General features: G+C 60.9%; 1 pseudogene. It reads right to left on the reverse strand.

Features of this window, described 5'->3' with window-relative positions:
* A pseudogene (locus BBD38_RS14780) lies at positions 1 to 330 on the reverse strand (hypothetical protein); the annotation flags it as partial.

A 330-nucleotide genomic window follows, 5' to 3' on the forward strand; every position in this document is an offset into this window, starting at 1 on the left:
AAGCGTCAGCCTGCCGTTTCCGTCCGTCATATAGTTGTCGCCCGGAATTACAACCGGCGCCGCCGGGTCGCTTACGTCGTACAGCGTATACTTCGCGTAGCGGTATACCGTGCCGCCCACCTTCACCGTGAAGGTGAACGTGTCGCCGTCCGGGGCTGTGAAGCCCGGGGATGCCGTTACCGTTTTGCTCACTTCCAGGTTGCGCTTCGGCGCATAGTTGTTCGTGAACACCGCCGTGCTGCTGTTGTCTTCCGCAATGCTGCCCGTATCGCCTGTGCTCGTCGTTTCGTAGTCCGCGTTCGCGGTCTCCTTCACTTCGTACGCCGTGCC

This window comes from Christensenella intestinihominis, from assembly GCF_001678845.1.
Lineage (GTDB): Bacteria > Bacillota > Clostridia > Christensenellales > Christensenellaceae > Christensenella > Christensenella intestinihominis.